The organism is Pseudomonas tumuqii (assembly GCF_013184545.1).
Lineage (GTDB): Bacteria > Pseudomonadota > Gammaproteobacteria > Pseudomonadales > Pseudomonadaceae > Aquipseudomonas > Aquipseudomonas tumuqii.
The window spans coordinates 104,518-125,499 of the sequence record NZ_JAAOJA010000004.1 but is presented as its reverse complement, the minus strand read 5'-3'; the positions used below and the strand labels follow the sequence as shown (position 1 = coordinate 125,499).

The following is a 20,982-nucleotide window of genomic DNA, read 5'->3' as shown; positions in this document are numbered from 1 at the left end:
AGCCCGCCGGGTTTTGTGTCGCGCCCTACGGTGTGACAACAAGACATTGCCTTGCTTACAACAGCCCCAACGCCTTGGCCTGCGCCACTGCCTGGGTGCGCCGGGCGACGCCGAGCTTGCCGTTGATCCGCCGCGCATGGGTCTTCACCGTATGCAGGGAAATAAACAGCTGTTCGGCGACTTCCTGATTGGACAGGCCTTGGGCGATCAGGCGTAGCACAGTCAGCTCACGGCAGCTGAGGCAGGCATCTGCCGCCGCCGGCATCTCGCCGATTGCCGCTTGGGGCGGTTCGGCGGCGGCGAACCACAGCCCCTGATAGTTCAGGCGCTCACGCAAGCTTTGCGCGGCCTGCCGGGCCTGGTTCGCCGCCGGCAGATCTGCGCAGGCGCTGCAGGCCTCGGCATAACTTGCCCAGAGTTCGCTGGCGAATGCCTGGCGGCCCTGCCCCACGGCCTGGTCGAGCAATGACTGCAGCGCCTCGCGGACATCTACGCCACGCAGCATGTCGAGGCACAGCAATAGATGTTCCAGGCGCAGGAACAGCTCGGGAAAATTCGGCGGCGGCACGCTGGTTTCGAGTCGGTGCCCCAGCACCCGGGTCAAGGCTTCGCGAGCACGCGAGTGGTGCCCCTGGTAGATCCACAGGCGGCTGCTGGCCAGCAACAGCACGCCGCGATAGAGGGTATCGCTGATCCGCTGGCGCTGCATCCAGCGCTCGGCTTCGGCCAGGTGGGCGAATGCGGCGGGAATATCGCGGCGGCAAGTGGCCAACTCGGCCAGGCCCAGATAGCCATGAAAGGCCCCCGGGTCACCATCAGCCCGGGCATCCGCGAGCCCGGTTTGCAGGTGGCTGGTCGCTTGCTCGATGCAACCCTGACGCAGCGCCAGACGCCCCAGACGCAGCAAAATCCGGCCACGCACCGGCGTCCGCTGCAACGACTGCGCATCCATCTGTTCGAGCACCCGCTGCAGCAGTGCCTCGGCGCGGGCAAACTCACCGCGCACCTCCAGCAGCAGCGCGTGATCGAGCTCCAGCAAGGCCTCAAACACCGTGCTACCGCAGCGGCGCGCCTGCTTGAGTACCTCGTAGCTGAGCTGCTGCGCCTGTTCCAGCCGGCCTTCGCCGATGGCGATCTGGGTCAGCACCGAACGGCAAAGCAGGCTCTGCGCCCAGGCGCTATCCGGCAACGCCGACAGCGCCTCGAGCAGATGCGCGCGCGCCTCTGGCGCCTGGCCACGACCATAGGCGGCAACCCCGCGAATCGCTTGCCACTGGGCGAACAGCTCGGCCAGGCGCTCGGCATCGGCACGCGGCTGAAAGCGCTGCAGTTGATCGACGCAGGCCTGCGCCTCCTCCAGGCGCCCGACCAGCAACAGTGCCCAGGCGTTCAGCAGAATCAGGCGCGGAGTGCTGGTCAGCAGGCTTTCCGGCAGCGAGCTGCGCCAATGCAGAATCAGCGCCAGATCCTGGCCTTGCAGCAGTCGCTCCTCGGCGAAGCGTTCAAGAAAACTGGCCGCGACTTCCGGCTGGCCGCCCTTGAGCGCATGCTCCACCGCCGCGCGCACCTCGCCGCGGGCAGCGAACCACTGGCTGGCATGCAGGTGCAGGCCGGTGCAAGGCGCGGTCTTGGTCCGCTGCTGCAGCAGATGAGCCAGTGGCGGGAAGACCTCGAGCCAGTCCGCCGCACCCTCCACTTCATTGATGAACAGGCCGCGGGCGCGCAACGCCTGCAGCCAGGCCGCCCCCTCGCCCACGCCCAGCAGGTGCTCGCAGAGTTCATCGTTGAAACGCGGAATCTGCGCCAACTGGCAGAGTGCGTGGTTCAGTTCGGCGGGCAGCCCCTGCAACACCTCGTGCTCGATATAGTCGCGCAGCAGGGGATTATGATCTTCACACAGCGGCGATCCCGAGCCCTCGCGTTCGCCCTGGGCGGCCAGCAGACGCAGGGCCGCCGGCCAGCCACGGGTCAGGCCGAGCAGGTTGTCCGCGCGGCTGGCGCGCAGCGTATCCACATGCTGTAACCAGGCGCCGACCTCGCCCGGAGTGAAGGCCAGTTCCGCGCCCCCCAGCTCGAACAACTCGCCCTCCAGCAGCAGGCGCGGCAGGTTGCAAAGCGGGCGCCGCCGGCTGCCGAGCCACCAGCTGAGGTTGGCCGGCGAAGCGCAGAGCAGACGATCGAGGCAGGCGTCGAGTTCGCCATCGGGCTCGCGCGGATAGTCGTTGAGCATGATCCACAGCGCGCGCTGCTCCTGCTGCAGCGCCGCCAACAGTGCGGCTTCGCTCATGCTCGACGGATAGCCCAGGGCGCTGGCCAGTTGTCGGCAGAACGCCGCCGGCGAGGTTGGCTGCCCGGCGCAGTTGAGCCACAGCGGCGAGCATTCGGGCGGACATTGGCGGGCGCAGTCGGCGAGCAGCACCGACTTGCCGAACCCCGCGGGGGCGATCAGCAAACGCAAGCGACAGTCCTGGGCGAGCAAGCGGCGCTGCAGTTGCGCGCGCTGAACATGCCCGGGCGGTTGGCGCGGTAACAGGCCCTTGGCGCAGGATGGCAATGCGATGGGCGGAGATGGCGCGTAGGCGGTCATGACGGCTCGTATTGATTTTGTTTGGGGAGCAGTGCTCATGAGACTAGACCCGAACCCGGGCCTGCAATAGCTGTATCAGCCTAGCTAATATTTGGCGATAAAAAAAAGGCGGCCCGAAGGCCGCCCAATTAAGGAGGAGCAGTGACAGCAGTGACTCTGTCGGCCCTAGCGCACGCCTGAGCTGCGCAGGGCGGCCGGGGTGTAGTCGGCGGCACTGGCCTTGAAGCCGAAGGCATAGGCGGACTTCTCTTCGTTCTTCATGCCCAGGGCCAGGTAGCGACCGGCGACGACGTCGTAGAGAGCCTCCATGGTGTAGGCCGGCACCTTCTGGTGATAGTAATTCTGCGCATGCCCCTCGGCGACGCGCCACAACTGGCCGCGACCGTCGTAGTGGTCAACCAGGGCCAACTGCCAGCTGTCCTCGTCGAAGTACATGTGGCGTTTGGCGTAGATGTGCCGCTCGCCGGACTTCAGCGTGGCCTCCACTTCCCAGACCCGGTGCAGCTCGTAACGGGTCAGGTCCTGGTTGATATGCCCGGCCTTGATCACGTCGTCGTATTTCAGGCTGGGCGAATCCAGCTTGTAGCTATTGTAGGGAATGTACATCTCCTTCTTGCCGACCAGTTTCCAGTCGTAACGATCCGGCGCACCGGAGAACAGGTCGAAGTTGTCTGCGGTACGCATGCCATCGGCGGCGGTGCCCGGACCGTCGTAGGCCACCTGCGGGGCGCGGCGCACGCGGCGCTGGCCGGCGTTGTAGATCCACGCCAGGCGCGGCTCCTTGACCTGGTCGATGGTCTCGTGGACCAGCAGCACGTTACCAGCCAGGCGCGAAGGTGCAGTCACCCGTTGCTTGAAGTAGAGCAGGATGTTGCTCGCCTTGGCCGGGTCGACGTCGGGCATGTCGGAGGGGAAGGCGATTTCGTCCTCGAACTTGACGATGCTGTAAGAGCCGTTGGTCTGCGGAGTCGCCTGGGTGATGTAGCGCTTGACGTTACCGCCGCGGTAACGGGTGATGTGGTTCCACACCACCTCGACCCCGCTCTTGGGGATCGGGAAGGCGTAGTAGCGGCTGTCGCTGAAGTCCTGCAGACCGTTACCGCCATCCATGGGCTTGGTATTGAGTGCGCTCTGCTTGGCCGCTGCGTAGATCTCATCGGGCAGCGCAGCGCTGCGATGGGTCGGGTAGACCGGGATCTTGTAGGTGTCGGCATAGCGCTTGAACATCGCCATTTGCCCGGCGGACAGCTTGTCCTTGTACTGCTCGGCATTGGCGGCGGTGATGGTGAACAATGGTTGCTCGCTGGCGAACGGGTCGGCGAGGAAGCCCTTGGCGTCGACCGCACCGGCGTTGGTTGGCAGACCGCCGGTCCAGGCCGGAATGCTGCCGTCGGCGTTGCCGGCCATTTCCGCGCCTATCGGGGTCAGGCTGCTGCCCAGTTGCGCGGCTTCCTGTTCGGAGACTGCCGCCATCACACTGCTGGCCAGCAGGCTCAGGGCCAGCGCGCCAGTTTGCAGGATTCTTGTAGTTTTCATCATGTACGGATCCTTTGCGCGTGGTTGATCAGAAGTTCGCACCGAAACTCAGGGCAACGAAGTCTCGGTCGGTGATGGTGTTGTATTCGCCGCCGAAGAAATCGGTGTAGCTGAGGCTGGCGTTATAGGTGTTCTGGTAATCGGCACGCAGACCTAGGCTGACGGCCTTGCTGCCTTCATTGAAGTTTGGCCCATAACCGTCGACGTCGTGCGACCAGGCGACGCTCGGAGTCAGGTTGACCCCGGCGATCACGTTGCTGTAGTCGGCGCTGGCGACAAAGCGGTAACCCCAGGAACTGCTGGTGTAGAAACCATCGCCCTGACACTCGTCCGGGTTGGCGGCGTTGAACGCGCCGCACACACCGGGCACGCTGAACTCGCCAGCGCCGAAGATCGGGTCGCGGCCGAAGCGCAGTTCGCCGACATCATCGCTGATGCCGCTGATGTGGTTGTAGCCGACTTCACCGATCAGGGTCAGGCGGCTGGCGCCGAGTACCCGGTCGATGAACTGGATCGCGGTGATCTGCGCCTGGGTGAAGGGCTTGCGCTCGTAGCCGTGGATGTCGCTGCCGCCGACGTTCTGCGCCTGGCCGCTCTCGAATACCGGGTTGAAGGGCAGGCCCAGGGCGGCGAAGGACAGATCGGTGGAGTTGATCTGCATCGGCATGTTCGGCCGGTAACTGAGTTCGCCGGACAACGCGGTGCCACCGACGTTGGTCTGGAAGCTCATGCCATAGAGGCGGATATCCTCCGGATATTCGATAAAGTAACGGGCGTTCGGCGCACCGGGGATAAAGGCCCCTGAAGGGGTGGTGGTGCGGATGGTGCTGAATACCGGGCCGCGGCTGTGGTAGTTCATCGCATAGAGGCCGAACTCGGTGTCGTTCAACTGCTCGGCAAACCAGCGCAAGGCCACCCCGTACTGCCCGCTGTCACGCGCATCGCGGTCGCCGGCACGTGGGATATAGACGTTTTCGCCAGGGGCAAAGCTGTTGTTCGACTCGCCCGGCGGCAGATCCGGGCCGAACACGGTCAGGCGATCATCGCAGCCGTCGGCAATCACATCGGTGGTGGAGAAGAAGGTGCCGCAGTTATCCACCACGGTCTGATCCCACTCCAGCTGATAGAAGGCTTCCATGCTCAGCGAGTCGCTCAGACCCTGGGAGAGATAGAGCATGTTGACCGGGATCAGGCCTTCCTTGATCTCCGCGCCGGGGCGGCGGAAGGCGGCCACGTCGACCGGGTTGATCGAGTTGATCGAGTTCTGGATGAAGGTGCTCTCGCCCCAGCTGACCACCTGCTTGCCGACCCGCACGCTGCCCGGCAGGTCGCCGATGCTGTAGTTGTGATAGACGAAGGCATCGAGAATCTGCGCGCCGGAAGACTGCGCCGCTTCCTTGCGATTGTGGTCGTCGATGTCGTAGAACAGGCGGCTCTCGTCCTTGGTCTCGAAGTCGTACCAGTACTTGCCGCGAACGAACACACCGCTGTCGCCGTACTTCAATTCGAGGTCGTGGATGCCCTTGAAGATCTTCGAGAAGGTCTCGCCTTTCTTGAAGTTCAAGCGGCCGTCGTCCGAGGTGCGCGAGGAGGCCTCGCCGCCGCTGGCGACCGAGATGAAGTCCGGATCGGCGCCGCGCACCGACCAACTGGCGCCGACCGACAGCGCGGAATCGAACTGGACTTCGAGCTCGCCGGCATTGAACGTGATCGCCTGGACCGGCGCGACACAGCCTAGGGCGACGGCAACTGCCAGTGCGCACGGCTGGAAGCTTGCATGCCTTGTTTTTGTTGTCATGCGGCTCTCCTGGAAAGCATGGTTTCGTGTTGAGGGCTCAAGTTACCCAGCGCCACCCTTGCGGATAAGCGCCCGAAAGAGGGATTCGCCCTGTCAACCGAAAGAGTGAATGCCCGCCTGCCGCGCGGCTTGCGCGCCGGCATATGAGCCTGCTGGATGGCCTGCCATAGCGCCGCTGAATACCCAGCCGAAATAGCGCCGAGCGCACCGGGACAAAACGCCTTGCGCCGGCTAGGCTGGCAACGCACTCAACCAGGAATAACCAGCATGTCGCCGTACCCGCCCATCAGCCTGTGGATGGATCAGCTCGACCAGCCCCTGACGCCGCGCCCGGCGCTGCAAGGTCGGCTGGAGGTCGATGTGGCGATCATCGGCGCCGGTTACACCGGCTTGTGGACCGCCTACTACCTCAAACGCCAGGCGCCCGAACTGCGCATCGCCGTGGTCGAGGCCGAGTACGCCGGCTTTGGCGCCTCGGGGCGTAACGGCGGCTGGCTGATGGGCAACCTGCTCGGCGAAGACCGCCTGCTCGCCGGCTTGCCCGCCGAACAGCGCCGGGCCGCCTTCGACCTGCTGCACGGCATCCCCGACGCAGTCGCCGAGGTCTTGCAACGCGAAGGCATCGCCTGCGACTACCGCCAGGGCGGTGTGCTCTATTGTGCAGCGCGTTACCCGGAGCAGGAGCGCCGCCTGCGCAGCTGGCTCGACTCGCTGTACGCCGAGGGCCTCAGCGAAGCCGACTACCGCTGGCTGACGCCGGGCGAACTGCAGCAACAGCTGCGCATCAACGGCCCGCTCGGCGCCATCCACAGCCCGCACTGCGCAACCATCCAGCCAGCCAGACTGGTGCGCGGCCTGGCCCAGGCGGTCGAACGCCTGGGCGTGCAGCTGTTCGAGCAAAGCCGCGTGACCCATTGGCAGCCGGGCCTGCTGCGCACCGCCCAGGGCGAGTTGCGCGCCGACTGGGTGGTACCGGCGGTGGAAGGCTACGCCGCCGAGCTGCCGCTGCTGCGCCGCTATCAGTTGCCGGTGCAAAGCCTGCTGCTGGCCACAGAACCCCTGTCGGCCAGCCAGTGGGACGAGATCGGCCTCGATCGCGGCCAGGCCTTCAGCGAATTCAGCCGCCAGGTCACCTACGGCCAGCGCAGCGCCGACGACCGCCTGGTGTTCGGCGCCCGTGGCGGCTACCGCTTCGCCGGCAAGCTGCGCCAGGACTTCAACCTGAATGCCGAGGAAATCGGCCTGCGCCGCTACCTGTTCGGCGAGCTGTTCCCGCAGTTGCGCAACGTCGCGATCAGTCATGGCTGGGGCGGCAACCTCGGCATGGCGCGGCGCTTCCAGCCGCACATGCTGCTCGACCGCAACAACCGCATCGCCCTCTCCGGCGGCTACGGCGGTGAAGGTGTCGGCGCCAGCAACCTCGGCGGGCGCACCCTGGCCGACCTGATTCTCGGCCACAGCAGCCAGCTGACCCGGCAACCCTGGGTGCTCGGCGAACGCCCCCTGTCCGCCCTCAAGGCCTGGGAGCCGGAACCCTGCCGCTGGCTCGGCTACACCGCCATCATGCGCAGCTTCGCCGCCGAAGACCGGGTGCTCGCCAACCCGCACAGCCCACCCTGGCGCCGCGCCCTGGCCGCCAGACTGGCGGACTTCATGGAAGGCCTGATGCGCTGAGCCGCGCCGATCGCCTTATCGCCTTAACTGTGGGAGGGTCCGGGTGGCGTTCCGTGACCTCGGGGCGAAGCCTTTACCCTGCAGCGCAGCACCACAAGCTGGCAGCCCTGCGGGCTGCATTCGCCGCGGGGCGCGCCTCCTACAAGGTTGCGTACAGCACACCTGCTAGACCGGGCCGGGACTGACCGGCAGCTTGATCACCCCGCAGGCGAAACGTGCACCTCCGCCGCCCAGGGGCTGGGGATGGTCGGCGTGATTGTCCGCGCCGGCGTGTACCATCAACGCGCGGTTGTGCAGGTCTTTCAGACTCTTCAGGCGTGGCGCCAGCACCGCTTGGGTGGCGCTGCCATCGGCGGCCACATAGAGCGCCGGCAGATCGCCGCGGTGCGCATCGTCCTCCCAGGGGAAACCGTGCCGGCCGGTCTTGTCCGGGTCCCAGTGACCACCGGCGGCGCCGGCCGGGGTCAGCTTGCCATCCACCTCCACGGCATTGCAGTTGCCGGTCATGTGCACGTGAAAGCCATGCAGGCCCGGCTCCAGCCCGGCGAGACTGGGGGTGAACACCAGGCCGTACTTGGACTCGCTGATGCTGACGCTGCCGAGCGACGGGCCGCTGCCGGACTCGCTGGTCCTGGCCATGTCGACGGTGACCGATTCGGCCGCCTGCAGGCCACCGGCGATGAACAATGAGAAGCTGAGGGCGATGCAAGGACGCATGGGCTGACTCCTGGGTTATCAAGCGGTTGTGCAACGGACAATCGGGGACTGCTGTGGGTTCATAATAGTCGATGTATTCAAATCGATACGTCGTAACGATTTGAATACATGCACCGAGAGCCCCCGGCACCACTAAAGCGACACCGATTTTCCCGAGAACGACACAGCCATCCGTATCGATTTCGCTACACATAAATGCAACGGGTACCCCTGTAAATATATAACTCGTTGTTTTAATTATACTTTTTAGTTTTGGCACTGGCATTGCAGAAGGTCAGCATCCCTGCGCTCGCTGCCCGCCACGAGCGCATTACAACGGCCCGCCAGCCAAGAAGCGGGCGCCCCCTTGAGGAATCCCCATGAGCGAGTTGCGTTTTACTGTCGAACACGAATGGCTGCGTCAGGACGCCGATGGCCTGGTCACCGTGGGCATCACCGCCTACGCCCAGGAAGCCCTGGGTGATGTGGTGTTCGTGCAACTGCCGGACCTGCAGAGCTACGCTGAAGGCGCAGAAGTCGCGGTACTGGAGTCGGTAAAAGCGGCCAGCAACATCGCCATGCCGCTGGACGGCGAAGTGCTCGAAGTCAACGCCGAGCTGGAGGCCAGCCCGGAACTGGTCAACGAGGATCCGCTGGGCAAGGGCTGGTTCTTCCGCTTCCGTCCGACCAATGCCAGTGCCGTGGCTGACCTGCTCGACCAGGCCGCTTACGAGCGCCTGCTCAATGCCAACGCCGACGCCTGAGAGAGCAACATGACCGATCTGACCACCCAGAACGAATTCATCGCCCGCCATATCGGCCCGCGCGACGCCGACACGGCGGCCATGCTCGGCACCCTCGGTTTCGACTCCCTCGACGCCCTGACCGCCAGCGTGATCCCCGAGAGCATCAAGGGCACCAGCGTCCTCGGCCAGACCCCGGGCCTGTCCGAAGCCGATGCCCTGGCCAAGATCAAGGCGATTGCCGGTCACAATCAGCAACTCAAGACCTACATCGGCCAGGGTTACTATGGCACCCACACGCCGAGCGCGATCCTGCGCAACCTGCTGGAAAACCCGGCCTGGTACACCGCCTACACCCCCTATCAGCCGGAAATTTCCCAGGGCCGCCTGGAAGCGCTGCTGAATTTCCAGACCCTGATCATCGACCTCACCGGCCTGTCGATCGCCAACGCATCCTTGCTCGACGAAGCCACCGCCGCCGCCGAAGCCATGACCTTCTGCAAGCGCCTGTCGAAGAACAAGGCCAGCAACGCCTTCTTCGCCTCCCAGCATTGCCACCCACAGACCCTCGACGTGCTGCGCACCCGCGCCGAACCGCTGGGTATCGAGGTGGTGGTCGGCGACGAAAGCGCCATCACCGATGCCAGCGCCTACTTCGGCGCGCTGCTGCAATACCCGGCGAGCAATGGCGATATCTTCGACTACCGCGCGCTGGTCGAGCGCTTCCACGCCGCCAATGCCCTGGTCGCGGTGGCCGCCGACCTGCTGGCCCTGACCCTGCTGACCCCGCCGGGCGAATTCGGCGCCGACGTAGCCCTGGGCAGCGCCCAGCGTTTCGGTGTGCCGCTGGGTTTCGGCGGCCCGCACGCCGCCTACTTCGCCACCCGCGATGCGTTCAAGCGCGACATGCCGGGCCGCCTGGTCGGCATGTCGGTCGACCGTTTCGGCAAGCCGGCCCTGCGCCTGGCCATGCAGACCCGCGAGCAGCACATCCGCCGCGAGAAGGCCACCAGCAACATCTGCACCGCCCAGGTGCTGCTGGCCAACATCGCCAGCATGTATGCCGTGTACCACGGCCCCAAAGGCCTGATCCAGATCGCCCAGCGCACCCACCAGCTGACCGCGATTCTCGCCCAGGGCCTGGCCAAACTCGGCCTGGCCGTGGAGCAAGCGCACTTCTTCGACACCCTGACCGTCGCCAGCGGCGAGCGCACCGCACAACTGCACCAGCAGGCACGCGCGATGGGCATCAACCTGCGCGAGATCGACGGCGAACGCCTGGGCCTGTCGCTGGACGAAACCACCGACCAGGCCGCCGTCGAGCGCCTGTGGGAAGTCTTCGCCGAGCCGGGCAACAGCCTGCCTGACTTCGCCGAGCTGGCCGCCAGCGTCGCTACGCGTCTGCCGCAAGGCCTGCTGCGTCAGTCGGCGATCCTGCAGCACCAGGTGTTCAACCGTTACCACTCGGAAACCGAGCTGATGCGCTACCTGCGCAAGCTCGCCGACAAGGACCTGGCGCTGGACCGCAGCATGATCCCGCTGGGCTCCTGCACCATGAAGCTCAACGCCGCCAGCGAAATGATGCCGGTGACCTGGGCCGAGTTCGGCAACCTGCATCCCTTGGCCCCGGCCGAGCAGAGCCAGGGCTACCAGCAGCTGACCGACGAGCTGGAAGCCATGCTCTGCGCCGCCACCGGCTATGACGGCATCTCCCTGCAGCCGAACGCCGGCTCCCAGGGCGAATACGCCGGCCTGCTGGCGATCCGCGCCTACCACCAGAGCCGCGGCGACGAGCAGCGCGACATCTGCCTGATCCCCTCCTCGGCCCACGGCACCAACCCGGCAACCGCCAGCATGGCCGGCATGCGCGTGGTGGTGACCGCCTGTGACGCCCGCGGCAACGTCGACATCGCCGACCTCAAGGCCAAGGCCGAAGAGCACAAGGAGCGCCTGGCCGCGCTGATGATCACCTACCCGTCGACCCACGGCGTGTTCGAGGAAGGCATCCGCGAGATCGCCCAGATCGTCCACGACAACGGCGGTCAGGTGTACATCGACGGCGCCAACATGAACGCCATGGTCGGCCTCTGCGCGCCGGGCCGCTTCGGCGGCGACGTCTCGCACCTGAACCTGCACAAGACCTTCTGCATTCCCCACGGCGGTGGCGGCCCGGGCGTCGGCCCGATCGGGGTCAAGGCGCACCTGATCCCGTTCCTGCCCGGCCACGCCAGCATGCAACGCAAGGTCGGTGCGGTCAGCGCCGCGCCGTTCGGCAGCGCCAGCATCCTGCCGATCACTTGGATGTACATCAGCATGATGGGCGGCGAAGGCCTCAAGCGCGCCTCGCAGATGGCCATTCTCAACGCCAACTACATCGCCCGCCGCCTGGAAGAACACTACCCGGTGCTCTACAGCGGTGAAGGCGGCCTGGTCGCCCACGAGTGCATCCTGGATATCCGTCCGCTCAAGGACAGCTCCGGCATCAGCGTCGACGACGTGGCCAAGCGCCTGATCGACTTCGGTTTCCACGCCCCGACCATGTCCTTCCCGGTCGCCGGCACCCTGATGATCGAGCCGACCGAAAGCGAATCCAAGGAAGAACTGGACCGCTTCTGCGACGCCATGATCGCCATCCGCAATGAAATCCGCGCGGTCGAACGTGGCGAACTGGACGCCACCGACAACCCGCTGAAGAACGCGCCGCACACCGCCCTGGAACTGGTCGGCGAGTGGACCCACGCCTACAGCCGCGAACAGGCGGTCTACCCGGTTGCCAGCTTGATCGATGGCAAGTACTGGCCACCGGTCGGCCGGGTCGACAACGTGTTCGGCGACCGCAACCTGGTCTGCGCCTGCCCGTCGATCGAGGCCTATCAGGAGGCCTGAGGCGATAAAAACGTAGGATGGGTCGGGCCGCGTAGGTTAGCGGTGCGGGACACCTCTCGCATTGCTGACACCCCTCTCCGCGCACCGCGTAACCCATCAAGGGCCAGCGCGGCTTACGCAATGATGGGTATCGCTTCGCCAACCCACCCTACGTTTTGTTTACCCAATATTTTCGACTCACCCCTACCCGGGGCGGGTCAGTTGCACCCGACAAGAACAACAACCGAGGATCCTCGCCATGTTCAGCAAGCACGACCAACTGCAAGGCTACGATGACGCCCTGCTCGCCGCGATCAACGCCGAAGAGCAGCGCCAGGAAGATCACATCGAGTTGATCGCCTCGGAAAACTACGCAAGCAAACGGGTCATGCATGCCCAGGGCAGTGGCCTGACCAACAAGTACGCCGAAGGCTACCCGGGCAAGCGCTACTACGGCGGCTGTGAGCACGTCGATGTGGTCGAGCAGCTGGCCATCGAGCGCGCCAAGCAGCTGTTCGGCGCCGACTACGCCAACGTCCAGCCGCACTCCGGTTCCTCCGCCAACAGCGCCGTATACCTGGCGCTGCTCAATGCTGGCGATACCATCCTCGGCATGAGCCTGGCCCACGGCGGCCACCTGACCCACGGCGCCAAGGTGTCGTCCTCGGGCAAGCTGTACAACGCGGTGCAGTACGGCATCGACGGCAACGGCCTGATCGACTACGCCGAAGTCGAGCGCCTGGCCGTCGAGTGCCAGCCGAAGATGATCGTCGCCGGCTTCAGCGCCTATTCGCGCACCCTGGATTTCGCCCGCTTCCGCGCCATCGCCGACCAGGTTGGCGCCCTGCTGTTCGTCGACATGGCGCATGTCGCCGGGCTGGTCGCCGCCGGCCTGTACCCCAACCCGCTGCCCTATGCCGACGTGGTCACCAGCACCACCCACAAGACCCTGCGCGGTCCGCGCGGCGGCCTGATCCTGGCCAAGGCCAACCCGGAGATCGAGAAGAAGCTCAACTCCGCGGTGTTCCCCGGCGCTCAGGGCGGTCCCTTGATGCACGTGATCGCGGCCAAGGCGGTGTGCTTCAAGGAAGCCCTGGAGCCGGCCTTCGTCGCCTACCAGCAGCAGGTGATCGACAACGCCCGCACGATGGCCGAGGTGTTCGTCGGTCGCGGCTATGAGGTGGTGTCCGGCGGCACCGACAACCACCTGATGCTGCTCAGCCTGGTCAAGCAGGGCCTGACCGGCAAGGCCGCCGATGCGGCGCTGGGCGCGGCGCATATCACGGTGAACAAGAACGCTGTGCCGAACGACCCGCAGTCGCCGTTCGTCACCTCCGGCATCCGCATCGGCACCCCGGCGGTGACCAGCCGCGGCTTCAAGCAAGGCGAGTGCCGCGAGCTGGCCGGCTGGATCTGCGACATCCTCGATGAGCTGGATAACGCCGAAGTGAGCGAGCGGGTTCGTGGTCAGGTCGCCGACCTTTGCGCGACTTTCCCGGTCTACTCTGCATAAGTAACGCACTGCCGTAGGAGCGGGCCATGCCCGCGATGTGCCGCGATAGTCGCGGGCATAGGACTCGGCGTCCGCTCCTGCTCCTACGTCAAAATGGCTGACCAGCCGATGGAGTCAAGCATGTCACTCAGCGTTTTCGATCTATTCAAAATCGGCATCGGCCCGTCCAGCTCGCACACGGTCGGGCCGATGCGCGCCGCCGCACGCTTTGCCGAAGGCCTGCGCCGCGACGACCTGCTGGCCAGCACCGAGTCGGTGAAAGTCGAGCTGTACGGCTCGCTCGGCGCCACCGGCAAAGGCCACGGCAGCGACAAGGCGGTGCTCCTCGGCCTGCAAGGCGAGCAGCCGGACAGCGTCGACATTGCCAGTATCGCCGGGCGCCTGGCGACCCTGCGCGAAACCGGCGAACTGCAACTGCTCGGCGAAAAAACCATCCGCTTCATCGAGAAAGAACACCTGGCGATGATCCGCAAACCGCTGGAGTTCCACCCCAACGGCATGATCTTCCGCGCCTTCGATGCGGCCGGCCTGCAGATCCGTTCGCGCGAGTACTACTCGGTGGGCGGTGGTTTCGTCGTCGACGAGGACGCCGCCGGTGCCGACCGCATCGTCGAAGACCAGACCGTACTGACCTACCCCTTCACCACCGCCAGGCAATTGCTCGTCCACTGCGCCGAACACCAGCTGTCGATCAGCCAGGTGATGCTGGCCAACGAAGCCGCCTGGCGCCCGGAAGCGGAAACCCGCGCCGGCCTGCTGAAGATCTGGCAGGTGATGCAGGACTGCGTCGAAGCCGGCTGCCGCAATGAAGGCATCATGCCCGGCGGGCTCAAGGTCAGACGCCGCGCCGCCGCCCTCCATCGGCAACTGTGCCAGCACCCGGAAGCCGCCCTGCGCGATGCCCTCAGCGTGCTCGACTGGGTCAACCTCTACGCCCTGGCGGTGAACGAGGAAAACGCCAGCGGCGGCCGCGTGGTGACCGCCCCAACCAACGGCGCGGCCGGCATAGTGCCGGCGGTGCTGCACTACTACACGCGCTTCATCCCCGGCGCCAACGACGACGGCGTGGTGCGCTTCCTGCTCACCGCCGCCGCCATCGGCATCCTCTACAAGGAAAACGCCTCGATCTCCGGCGCCGAAGTCGGCTGCCAGGGCGAAGTCGGCGTGGCCTGCTCGATGGCCGCCGGCGCCTTGTGCGAAGTGCTCGGCGGCAGCGTCAACCAGGTGGAGAATGCCGCCGAGATCGGCATGGAACACAACCTCGGCCTGACCTGCGACCCGATCGGCGGCCTGGTTCAGGTACCCTGCATCGAACGCAACGCCATGGGCTCGGTGAAGGCGATCAACGCCGCGCGCATGGCCCTGCGCGGCGATGGCCAGCACTTCGTCTCGCTCGACAAGGTGATCCGCACCATGCGCCAGACCGGCGCCGACATGAAGAGCAAATACAAGGAAACCTCGCGCGGCGGCCTGGCGGTGAACATCATCGAATGCTGAACACCTGTTACGGGCGCGCGAATTGCCGCCACCCTACGCCATAACACTGCAACCATCCCCTCGCCCCTCTGGGGAGAGGGCTAGGGAGAGGGGTCGATATTCGCCCCACCCACGACATCAATGGAGAAAACCGCATGACCAGCGAAACCCTGGCGAAAACCCCGCTACACGCCCTGCACCTGGAACTTGGCGCGCGCATGGTGCCCTTCGCCGGCTACGACATGCCGGTGCAATACCCGCTCGGCGTGATGAAGGAACACCTGCACACCCGCGAAGCCGCCGGCCTATTCGACGTCTCGCACATGGGTCAGATCATCCTGCGCGGCCCGCATGCAGCACAGGCCCTGGAACGTCTGGTGCCGGTCGACATCATCGACCTGCCGGTCGGCATGCAGCGCTACGCCATGTTCACCGACGACCAGGGCGGTATTCTCGACGACCTGATGGTCGCCAACCTGGGCAACGACTGCCTGTTCCTGGTGGTCAACGCCGCCTGCAAGCACCAGGACCTGATGCACCTGCAACTGCAGATCGCCAGCCAGTGCCAGATCGAGCCCTGCTTCGATCGCGCCCTGCTCGCCCTGCAAGGCCCGAAAGCCGTCGACGTACTGGCGCGCCTGGCGCCGGAAGTCGCCAAGATGACCTTCATGCAGTTCGCCCCGGTGCGCCTGCTCGGCGTCGACTGCTACGTCAGCCGCTCCGGCTACACCGGCGAAGACGGCTATGAAATCTCGGTGCCGGCCGCACACGCCGAAGCCCTGGCGCGCAGCCTGCTGGCCGAACCGGAAGTCGCGGCCATCGGCCTCGGTGCGCGCGATTCGCTGCGCCTGGAAGCCGGCCTGTGCCTGTACGGCCACGACATGAGCACCAGCACCACGCCGATCGAAGCCAGCCTGCTGTGGGCCATATCCAAGGCCCGCCGCGCCGATGGTGCGCGTGCCGGTGGCTTCCCCGGCGCCGAGCGGATTTTCGCCCAGCAGCGCGACGGCGTCGCCAGCAAGCGCGTCGGCCTGCTGCCGCAAGAGCGCGTGCCGGTGCGTGAAGGCGCGGAAATCGTCGATGCCGATGGCAATGTAATCGGCAGCGTCTGCAGCGGCGGCTTCGGCCCGACCCTCGGCGCACCGGTCGCAATGGGCTACGTGCAAAGTAGCCATAACGCCCTCGACACCCCGGTCTGGGCCATGGTGCGCGGCAAGCGCGTGGCGATGAAAGTCGCCAAGACCCCGTTCGTGCCGCAGCGTTACTACCGCGGCTGACGATTGCCTCACTGCGCCGGCTGCCCGGTTGGCGCAGCCTGATTCGCGCGGTTATGCCGCGCGAATATCGGTAAAGATCAGGCGATTGCCGAACGGGTCCGTGACCTGCATATCGCGCCCCCAGGGCTGGCTGATGATGCCGGGCCGCGCATTGCCATAAGCCCGACCCGTCAGCTCGGCGTGCAAGGCATCCAGATCATCGACACTGATGCGCAGCGCCGCACCGGGGCAGCAATCGCCATGGTGCTCTGACAAATGCAGCACGCACCCTGCCCTGGATACTTGCAGATAGAGCGGCAGGCCCGCCTCGAAGCGATGCGCCCAGTCTTCGCTGAACCCCAGAAATTCGCAGTAGAAAGCCCGCGCCTTGGCTTCATCGAAGCTGCGCAGGATAGGAATCGGAGCCGCCAGCTGCATAAATACCTCTCCCTGAATAAGTGCAAGGCACTCTATTTCAGCTTTGCCCCCCTGTCATCCAGGGCAACGGCTGGTTGACCGGTTTGCGCCACTGCTCAGCTGGGCAGTCAGGCAACTGCGCCTGTTGCTGAACACCTCGCGATCGATATCGCGCACATCCAGCGACAGCGCATTGACCCCGGGCAGGCGCTCGACCAGGGCGCGCACTATCTGCCGGGACAGCAGGCGCTTCTGCTCATCCGTGCGCCCCGCCAGGATGTAGAAGATCAGGTGAACAACGTCTTCCTGCGTGCCACCAACATTGAAGTGCTCATACAGGCTCAGGCGTCGCTTGACCTCGCCCGACTGAAACAACCCGGTGGCGGCGGTCGCCTCCTCGACTAGGCGCCGCAACTCGGCCGGCGTGATCAGTCGCGTCACGTCAGGCTTTGCGAGCCTTCGATAAGGCAGTGCGGCATAGGCGTCTCCTGCAGAAGAGAGGATCCGGAGCTGGATCACCCGAATAATCGTCATACGTTATCGCACAACAAAATCAACAATAACAGCCCTTCATACAGTGCAAACCAACCGCCGCCGGCCTCTGACACGCCCTTCTACAGCGCCGCCGGCAACCGCAAGCGCTCCCAAGCGCCACGCCACACCCCTTATAAATAGGGGACTACACGGATCAACCCGTGCGCACTGGACGCTTGATGGCGCTTTTTTCTTATTGAACTTTCGTCTAGGGACGCGTTGACAACGCCAGCCAAGACTGCCGATAATCCAGCCAATGTTGTACGACAACATATGACTAATCATAAAAACAAAAACCAAGGCCCGACCATGACGACTGTTGCTCTCGCCGCATCGGCTCGCTTCTCGCCCCTCCCAGCCGGCCCCGCTTCGCTACGCGCCAGCAGGACGCCCCGGCGACACCCGCACACAGCCACCGAATTCGCCGAAGGCTAAGCCCGAAGCAAAGGCGTGTTCCTAACCCGAACTCGCTCATCGCCCTGGCACAGGGCAACTCACACGCTCCCTGCGCACGATGCTGGCTTCAAGGCCGGCAAGGGAGCGGCTTGTTCAAAAATGGGAGCACAACAACAATGACAGCACGCAACGCCCTCTCGCTGGTCCTGCTCGGCGCCGGCAGCATGGCCCTCGCCTTACCGCTCAGCAGCCAGGCCGCCGGTTTCAGCGAAGACGCCAAGGTCACCCTCGGCCTGCGCAACTTCTATATCAACCGCAACTTCGTCGACCCGGCCTTCCCCCAGGGCAAAGCCGAAGAGTGGACCCAGAGCTTCATCCTCGACGCGCGCTCCGGCTTCACCGAAGGCCCGGTCGGCTTCGGCGTCGACGTGCTGGGCCTGTATGCGCTCAAGCTCGACGGCGGCCGCGGCACGCGCAACACCGGCCTGCTGCCGGTACATGACGGCAACCACCCGGCCGACGACTTCGGCCGCCTGGGCGTGGCGGCCAAGGCCAAGCTGTCCAAGACCGAACTGAAGGTCGGCGAGTGGATGCCGGTCCTGCCGATCCTGCGCGCCGACGACGGCCGCTCGCTGCCGCAGACCTTCCAGGGCGCCCAGCTGACCTCCAACGAGATCGCCGGCCTGACCCTGTATGGCGGCCAGTTCCGCCAGAACAGCGAACGCAACAACGCCAGCATGGAAGACATGAGCTTCGCCGGCGCCCTGTCGGACCGCTTCAACTTCGCCGGCGGCGAATACAGATTCAACCAGGAGCGCACCCTGGTCGGCCTGTGGCACGCCGAACTGCAGGACGTCTACAACCAGCAGTACCTGCAAGTGCAACACGGCCAGCCAGTCGGCGACTGGACCCTGGGCGCCAACCTCGGCTACTTCCAGGGCGGCGAAGACGGCAGCGAACTGGCCGGCGAACTGGACAACAAGACCTACTCGGGGCTGTTCTCGGCCAAGCTCGGCGGCAACACCTTCTATGTCGGCCTGCAGAAGGTCAGCGGCGACAGCGGCTGGATGCGGGTCAACGGCACCAGCGGCGGCACCCTGGCCAACGACAGCTTCAACGCCAGCTACGACAACGCCAAGGAGCGCTCCTGGCAAGTGCGCCACGACTACAACTTCGCCGCCGCCGGCATCCCCGGCCTGACCCTGATGAACCGCTACATCAGCGGCGACAACGTACACACCGCCAGCACCGACGACGGCAAGGAATGGGGCCGTGAAACCGAACTGGCCTATGTCATCCAGAGCGGCGCCCTGAAGAACCTGTCGATGAAATGGCGCAACGCGAGCATCCGTCGCGACTTCAGCAGCAACGAGTTCGACGAGAACCGCCTGATCTTCAACTACCCGCTGTCGATTCTCTGATTCACGGCTTTACCCGCGTCGGCTTACTCCATGTGTTACGGCACCTTCGGCCCGTCCTGGTGACGGGCTTTTTTTATCTGCTGGATCCGCTACCCGACTGTCGATCTGCAGCCCTGTCATACGACCAGTTACCGGGCACCGTGATTTCACCATGCCCTGACTCAACTGGGAGACCGCCATGTCGACAGAGACGCATAGCAACCCGCAAACCGAGGTGCGCGCACTACTGGAACGCTGGGCGCAGGCCATTCGCAGCAAGGATCTGGACGGGGCGAGTGCCTGTTACGCTGCCGAGGTGCTGTCGTTCGACCTCGCACCGCCGCTCCAACGCAGCGGGCGGGAGCGGATCAGCGCGGACCTGGCGCACTGGTTCGCCACCTGGGATGGGCCAATCAGCCTGGAGATTCGCGAACCACGCCTTACCCTGGGCGACGAGGTCGCGTTCTGCACCAGCCTGCAACGAATCAGCGGGCGTAAAACCGACGGCGAGCGACCGGCAATCTGGGTGCGCGCCACCCTGGGCCTGCAGAAGTTCGACGGCGCCTGGCGCATCGTCCATGAACACGCCTCGACGCCTTTTTATATGGATGGCAGTTACAGGGCCGCGATCGATCTCGAGCCCTAAGACATTCCGTAGGGCCGGCCCCACGCAACCGATCTCCCCTGGCCACGGCAGATCCAGCTTGAGCACCTGCTTGTAGAGAAATAAAACGAGGCCAACGGAAGCGGACACACCTCTGCGCAGCGCGAGATCGGAACGGAAAGCCTCGACTTCAGCCGCCCCTTCGCCAGAGGGTGACGATTGCGATGACAACGTATAAAACGCCGCCCCACTCGTAATAAGTGCGCTCGGTACGAATCGCGCAGTTTTGCAGGCGAATCTGCTCGCGCACCTGATCGAGCAACCGGGGCTTCCCGCCCAAGGCATTCAACTCCCTTATGCGGTCATCCAACCGCTACAATGCCCAGGACAGGGCTGGTCGAGAGGACAGGGAATGCCCCCGTCAAAGGGTTATCACACCAGTTGGTGTCCATTTATAGTTAGGCCGCAAGTGCCATCATCCCTTACTTCGAACGAACGCTTCCTCGCTGACTTTCATGATCAGCGTGCTGGCGTCACATCGCAGGCCTTCATGTCATTGCGAGCCGCCAAGCAGGGTGAAGTCGCCACGTCTTCATACGACTTCCTTGCCGCCTTGGTTTCCAAAGAGAACTCGCCACTGACAGTGCTGGATGTAGCCTGCGGTGATGGCTACCTGCTGTGGCTAGTGGCTTCCTCGCGGCAGCGGCCAGCAACGCTGATGGGCGTTGACATCAGCCAAGGCGAACTCACGGTGGCAAGACGCAGACTCGGGCAAAGTGCCACTCTCATCCAAGGGCGTGCTCAGGCACTGCCGCTGCCTGAAGGCTCGGCCGACTTCGTGCTTTGTCACATGGCCCTCATGCTCATGGACGATCTGGACTCCGTGATCACGGAAGTCAGGAGAGTACTGAGATCCGGTGGCGTCTTCTCATTCATTGTGGGAGCCAAGCCACCACCGAGCGCTGCACTGGACCTGTACCTAAGCCTGCTCCGCGTCGCGCGGCGGCGTCTGAACTCAACGATCCCAAGTTTTGGCGACCCGCGGCTCAGTGAGCCTGGGCAGATTCAGCAATTGCTCACCAATCGTTTCGATGACGTGTTGGTCGAAGATGTCTCGATCTCAAGACGCTACTCGCCATCGGATATTTGGTCTTGGTTTGAAGGTATGTACGACCTGCATGGAATCCCACCGCACGAGCAAGCGCTTATGAAGCAGGATTACATCGCAGCTCTGTCCCCGCTGTGCGAGGAAGACGGATGCCTCGAGTTCACAGACAACCTTCGTCAGGTGCGCGCGATTGCGACCTCACCTCAAACCGTATGCCCATCAACCTGAACCGGAGCTGTATACATGGAAGTAGTAAATAATTTGGCACCTGATGAATGTGGTGGAATGGAGGACATTCGCAGAGAGATTGATCTTCTTGACCAGGATGTTTGAATGAATTTTTCCAAGCACCAGCGAGTTGGGCAGGTCCGCCCCCATG

General features: G+C 64.6%; 14 protein-coding genes and 3 pseudogenes. 10 read left to right on the top strand and 7 right to left on the bottom strand.

From position 1 onward, the window contains the following. Positions 1–55 precede the first annotated feature (55 nt). The 4 genes and pseudogenes from G9C89_RS25510 to G9C89_RS09555 all read right to left on the bottom strand — a co-directional run. A pseudogene (locus G9C89_RS25510) lies at positions 56–247 on the bottom strand (response regulator transcription factor); the annotation flags it as partial. A 189-nt stretch (positions 248–436) separates the two neighbouring features. Beyond that, positions 437–2,230 (bottom strand): annotated as a pseudogene (locus G9C89_RS09565) (hypothetical protein); the annotation flags it as partial. 522 nt (positions 2,231–2,752) lie between these two features. Then, positions 2,753–4,123 (bottom strand): DUF1329 domain-containing protein, encoded by a 1,371-nt coding sequence (locus G9C89_RS09560; protein ID WP_172147641.1) that lies wholly within the window; start codon positions 4,121–4,123, stop codon positions 2,753–2,755. Between the two features lie 28 nt (positions 4,124–4,151). After that, positions 4,152–5,921 (bottom strand): DUF1302 domain-containing protein, encoded by a 1,770-nt coding sequence (locus tag G9C89_RS09555; RefSeq protein ID WP_172147640.1) that lies wholly within the window; start codon positions 5,919–5,921, stop codon positions 4,152–4,154. 267 nt (positions 5,922–6,188) lie between these two features. On the opposite strand from G9C89_RS09555, the gene G9C89_RS09550 reads away from it, so the two are divergent. Continuing rightward, entirely contained in the window at positions 6,189–7,595 is a 1,407-nt protein-coding gene (locus G9C89_RS09550) for an NAD(P)/FAD-dependent oxidoreductase (protein WP_172147639.1), read from the top strand. A gap of 165 nt (positions 7,596–7,760) precedes the next feature. On the opposite strand, the gene sodC is transcribed toward G9C89_RS09550, so the two are convergent. Next, complete coding sequence (gene sodC / locus G9C89_RS09545) at positions 7,761–8,312, bottom strand: superoxide dismutase family protein (protein WP_172147638.1); 552 nt, start codon at positions 8,310–8,312, stop codon at positions 7,761–7,763. Positions 8,313–8,671: 359 nt separating this feature from the next. Between sodC and gcvH the strand changes: the two genes are divergently transcribed. The 5 genes from gcvH to gcvT all read left to right on the top strand — a co-directional run bounded on the left by gcvH (position 8,672) and on the right by gcvT (position 16,165). Next, on the top strand, positions 8,672–9,055 hold the full coding sequence (gcvH, locus tag G9C89_RS09540; RefSeq protein ID WP_172147637.1) for a glycine cleavage system protein GcvH: 384 nt from the start codon (positions 8,672–8,674) through the stop codon (positions 9,053–9,055). A gap of 9 nt (positions 9,056–9,064) precedes the next feature. Then, positions 9,065–11,920: an aminomethyl-transferring glycine dehydrogenase gene (gcvP, locus tag G9C89_RS09535; protein ID WP_172147636.1), complete on the top strand. Its 2,856-nt coding sequence runs from the start codon at positions 9,065–9,067 to the stop codon at positions 11,918–11,920. Positions 11,921–12,158: 238 nt separating this feature from the next. Continuing rightward, positions 12,159–13,412: a serine hydroxymethyltransferase gene (glyA, locus tag G9C89_RS09530; RefSeq protein WP_172147635.1), complete on the top strand. Its 1,254-nt coding sequence runs from the start codon at positions 12,159–12,161 to the stop codon at positions 13,410–13,412. Positions 13,413–13,532: 120 nt separating this feature from the next. Then, positions 13,533–14,909 (top strand): L-serine ammonia-lyase, encoded by a 1,377-nt coding sequence (locus tag G9C89_RS09525; protein ID WP_172147634.1) that lies wholly within the window; start codon positions 13,533–13,535, stop codon positions 14,907–14,909. Between the two features lie 134 nt (positions 14,910–15,043). Beyond that, positions 15,044–16,165, top strand: coding sequence for a glycine cleavage system aminomethyltransferase GcvT (gene gcvT / locus G9C89_RS09520; RefSeq protein WP_172147633.1), 1,122 nt, complete (start codon positions 15,044–15,046; stop codon positions 16,163–16,165). 51 nt (positions 16,166–16,216) lie between these two features. On the opposite strand, the gene G9C89_RS09515 is transcribed toward gcvT, so the two are convergent. Both G9C89_RS09515 and G9C89_RS09510 read right to left on the bottom strand, forming a co-directional pair. Next, positions 16,217–16,582, bottom strand: coding sequence for a glyoxalase superfamily protein (locus tag G9C89_RS09515; protein WP_172147632.1), 366 nt, complete (start codon positions 16,580–16,582; stop codon positions 16,217–16,219). A gap of 54 nt (positions 16,583–16,636) precedes the next feature. After that, positions 16,637–17,002, bottom strand: a complete 366-nt coding sequence (locus G9C89_RS09510) for a 5-carboxymethyl-2-hydroxymuconate Delta-isomerase (RefSeq protein ID WP_256674156.1) — start codon at positions 17,000–17,002, stop codon at positions 16,637–16,639. Between the two features lie 665 nt (positions 17,003–17,667). On the opposite strand from G9C89_RS09510, the gene G9C89_RS09505 reads away from it, so the two are divergent. The 4 genes and pseudogenes from G9C89_RS09505 to G9C89_RS25195 all read left to right on the top strand — a co-directional run. Further along, entirely contained in the window at positions 17,668–18,912 is a 1,245-nt protein-coding gene (locus G9C89_RS09505; protein ID WP_172147631.1) for an OprD family porin, read from the top strand. A 178-nt stretch (positions 18,913–19,090) separates the two neighbouring features. Beyond that, positions 19,091–19,537 (top strand): YybH family protein, encoded by a 447-nt coding sequence (locus G9C89_RS09500; RefSeq protein ID WP_172147630.1) that lies wholly within the window; start codon positions 19,091–19,093, stop codon positions 19,535–19,537. Between the two features lie 370 nt (positions 19,538–19,907). Then, positions 19,908–20,831, top strand: a complete 924-nt coding sequence (locus G9C89_RS09495) for a class I SAM-dependent methyltransferase (RefSeq protein WP_172147629.1) — start codon at positions 19,908–19,910, stop codon at positions 20,829–20,831. Positions 20,832–20,846: 15 nt separating this feature from the next. Continuing rightward, positions 20,847–20,933 (top strand): annotated as a pseudogene (locus G9C89_RS25195) (isochorismate-pyruvate lyase); the annotation flags it as partial. Positions 20,934–20,982 lie beyond the last annotated feature (49 nt).

What these genes read in the sequence shown, in the direction of transcription:
- G9C89_RS09560 (WP_172147641.1), bottom strand. Translation starts at nt 4,123, where the DNA reads ATGAAAACTACAAGAATCCTGCAAACTGGCGCGCTGGCCCTGAGCCTG.
- G9C89_RS09555 (WP_172147640.1), bottom strand. Translation starts at nt 5,921, where the DNA reads ATGACAACAAAAACAAGGCATGCAAGCTTCCAGCCGTGCGCACTGGCA.
- G9C89_RS09550 (WP_172147639.1), top strand. Translation starts at nt 6,189, where the DNA reads ATGTCGCCGTACCCGCCCATCAGCCTGTGGATGGATCAGCTCGACCAG.
- sodC (WP_172147638.1), bottom strand. Translation starts at nt 8,312, where the DNA reads ATGCGTCCTTGCATCGCCCTCAGCTTCTCATTGTTCATCGCCGGTGGC.
- gcvH (WP_172147637.1), top strand. Translation starts at nt 8,672, where the DNA reads ATGAGCGAGTTGCGTTTTACTGTCGAACACGAATGGCTGCGTCAGGAC.
- gcvP (WP_172147636.1), top strand. Translation starts at nt 9,065, where the DNA reads ATGACCGATCTGACCACCCAGAACGAATTCATCGCCCGCCATATCGGC.
- glyA (WP_172147635.1), top strand. Translation starts at nt 12,159, where the DNA reads ATGTTCAGCAAGCACGACCAACTGCAAGGCTACGATGACGCCCTGCTC.
- G9C89_RS09525 (WP_172147634.1), top strand. Translation starts at nt 13,533, where the DNA reads ATGTCACTCAGCGTTTTCGATCTATTCAAAATCGGCATCGGCCCGTCC.
- gcvT (WP_172147633.1), top strand. Translation starts at nt 15,044, where the DNA reads ATGACCAGCGAAACCCTGGCGAAAACCCCGCTACACGCCCTGCACCTG.
- G9C89_RS09515 (WP_172147632.1), bottom strand. Translation starts at nt 16,582, where the DNA reads ATGCAGCTGGCGGCTCCGATTCCTATCCTGCGCAGCTTCGATGAAGCC.
- G9C89_RS09505 (WP_172147631.1), top strand. Translation starts at nt 17,668, where the DNA reads ATGACAGCACGCAACGCCCTCTCGCTGGTCCTGCTCGGCGCCGGCAGC.
- G9C89_RS09500 (WP_172147630.1), top strand. Translation starts at nt 19,091, where the DNA reads ATGTCGACAGAGACGCATAGCAACCCGCAAACCGAGGTGCGCGCACTA.
- G9C89_RS09495 (WP_172147629.1), top strand. Translation starts at nt 19,908, where the DNA reads ATGCCCCCGTCAAAGGGTTATCACACCAGTTGGTGTCCATTTATAGTT.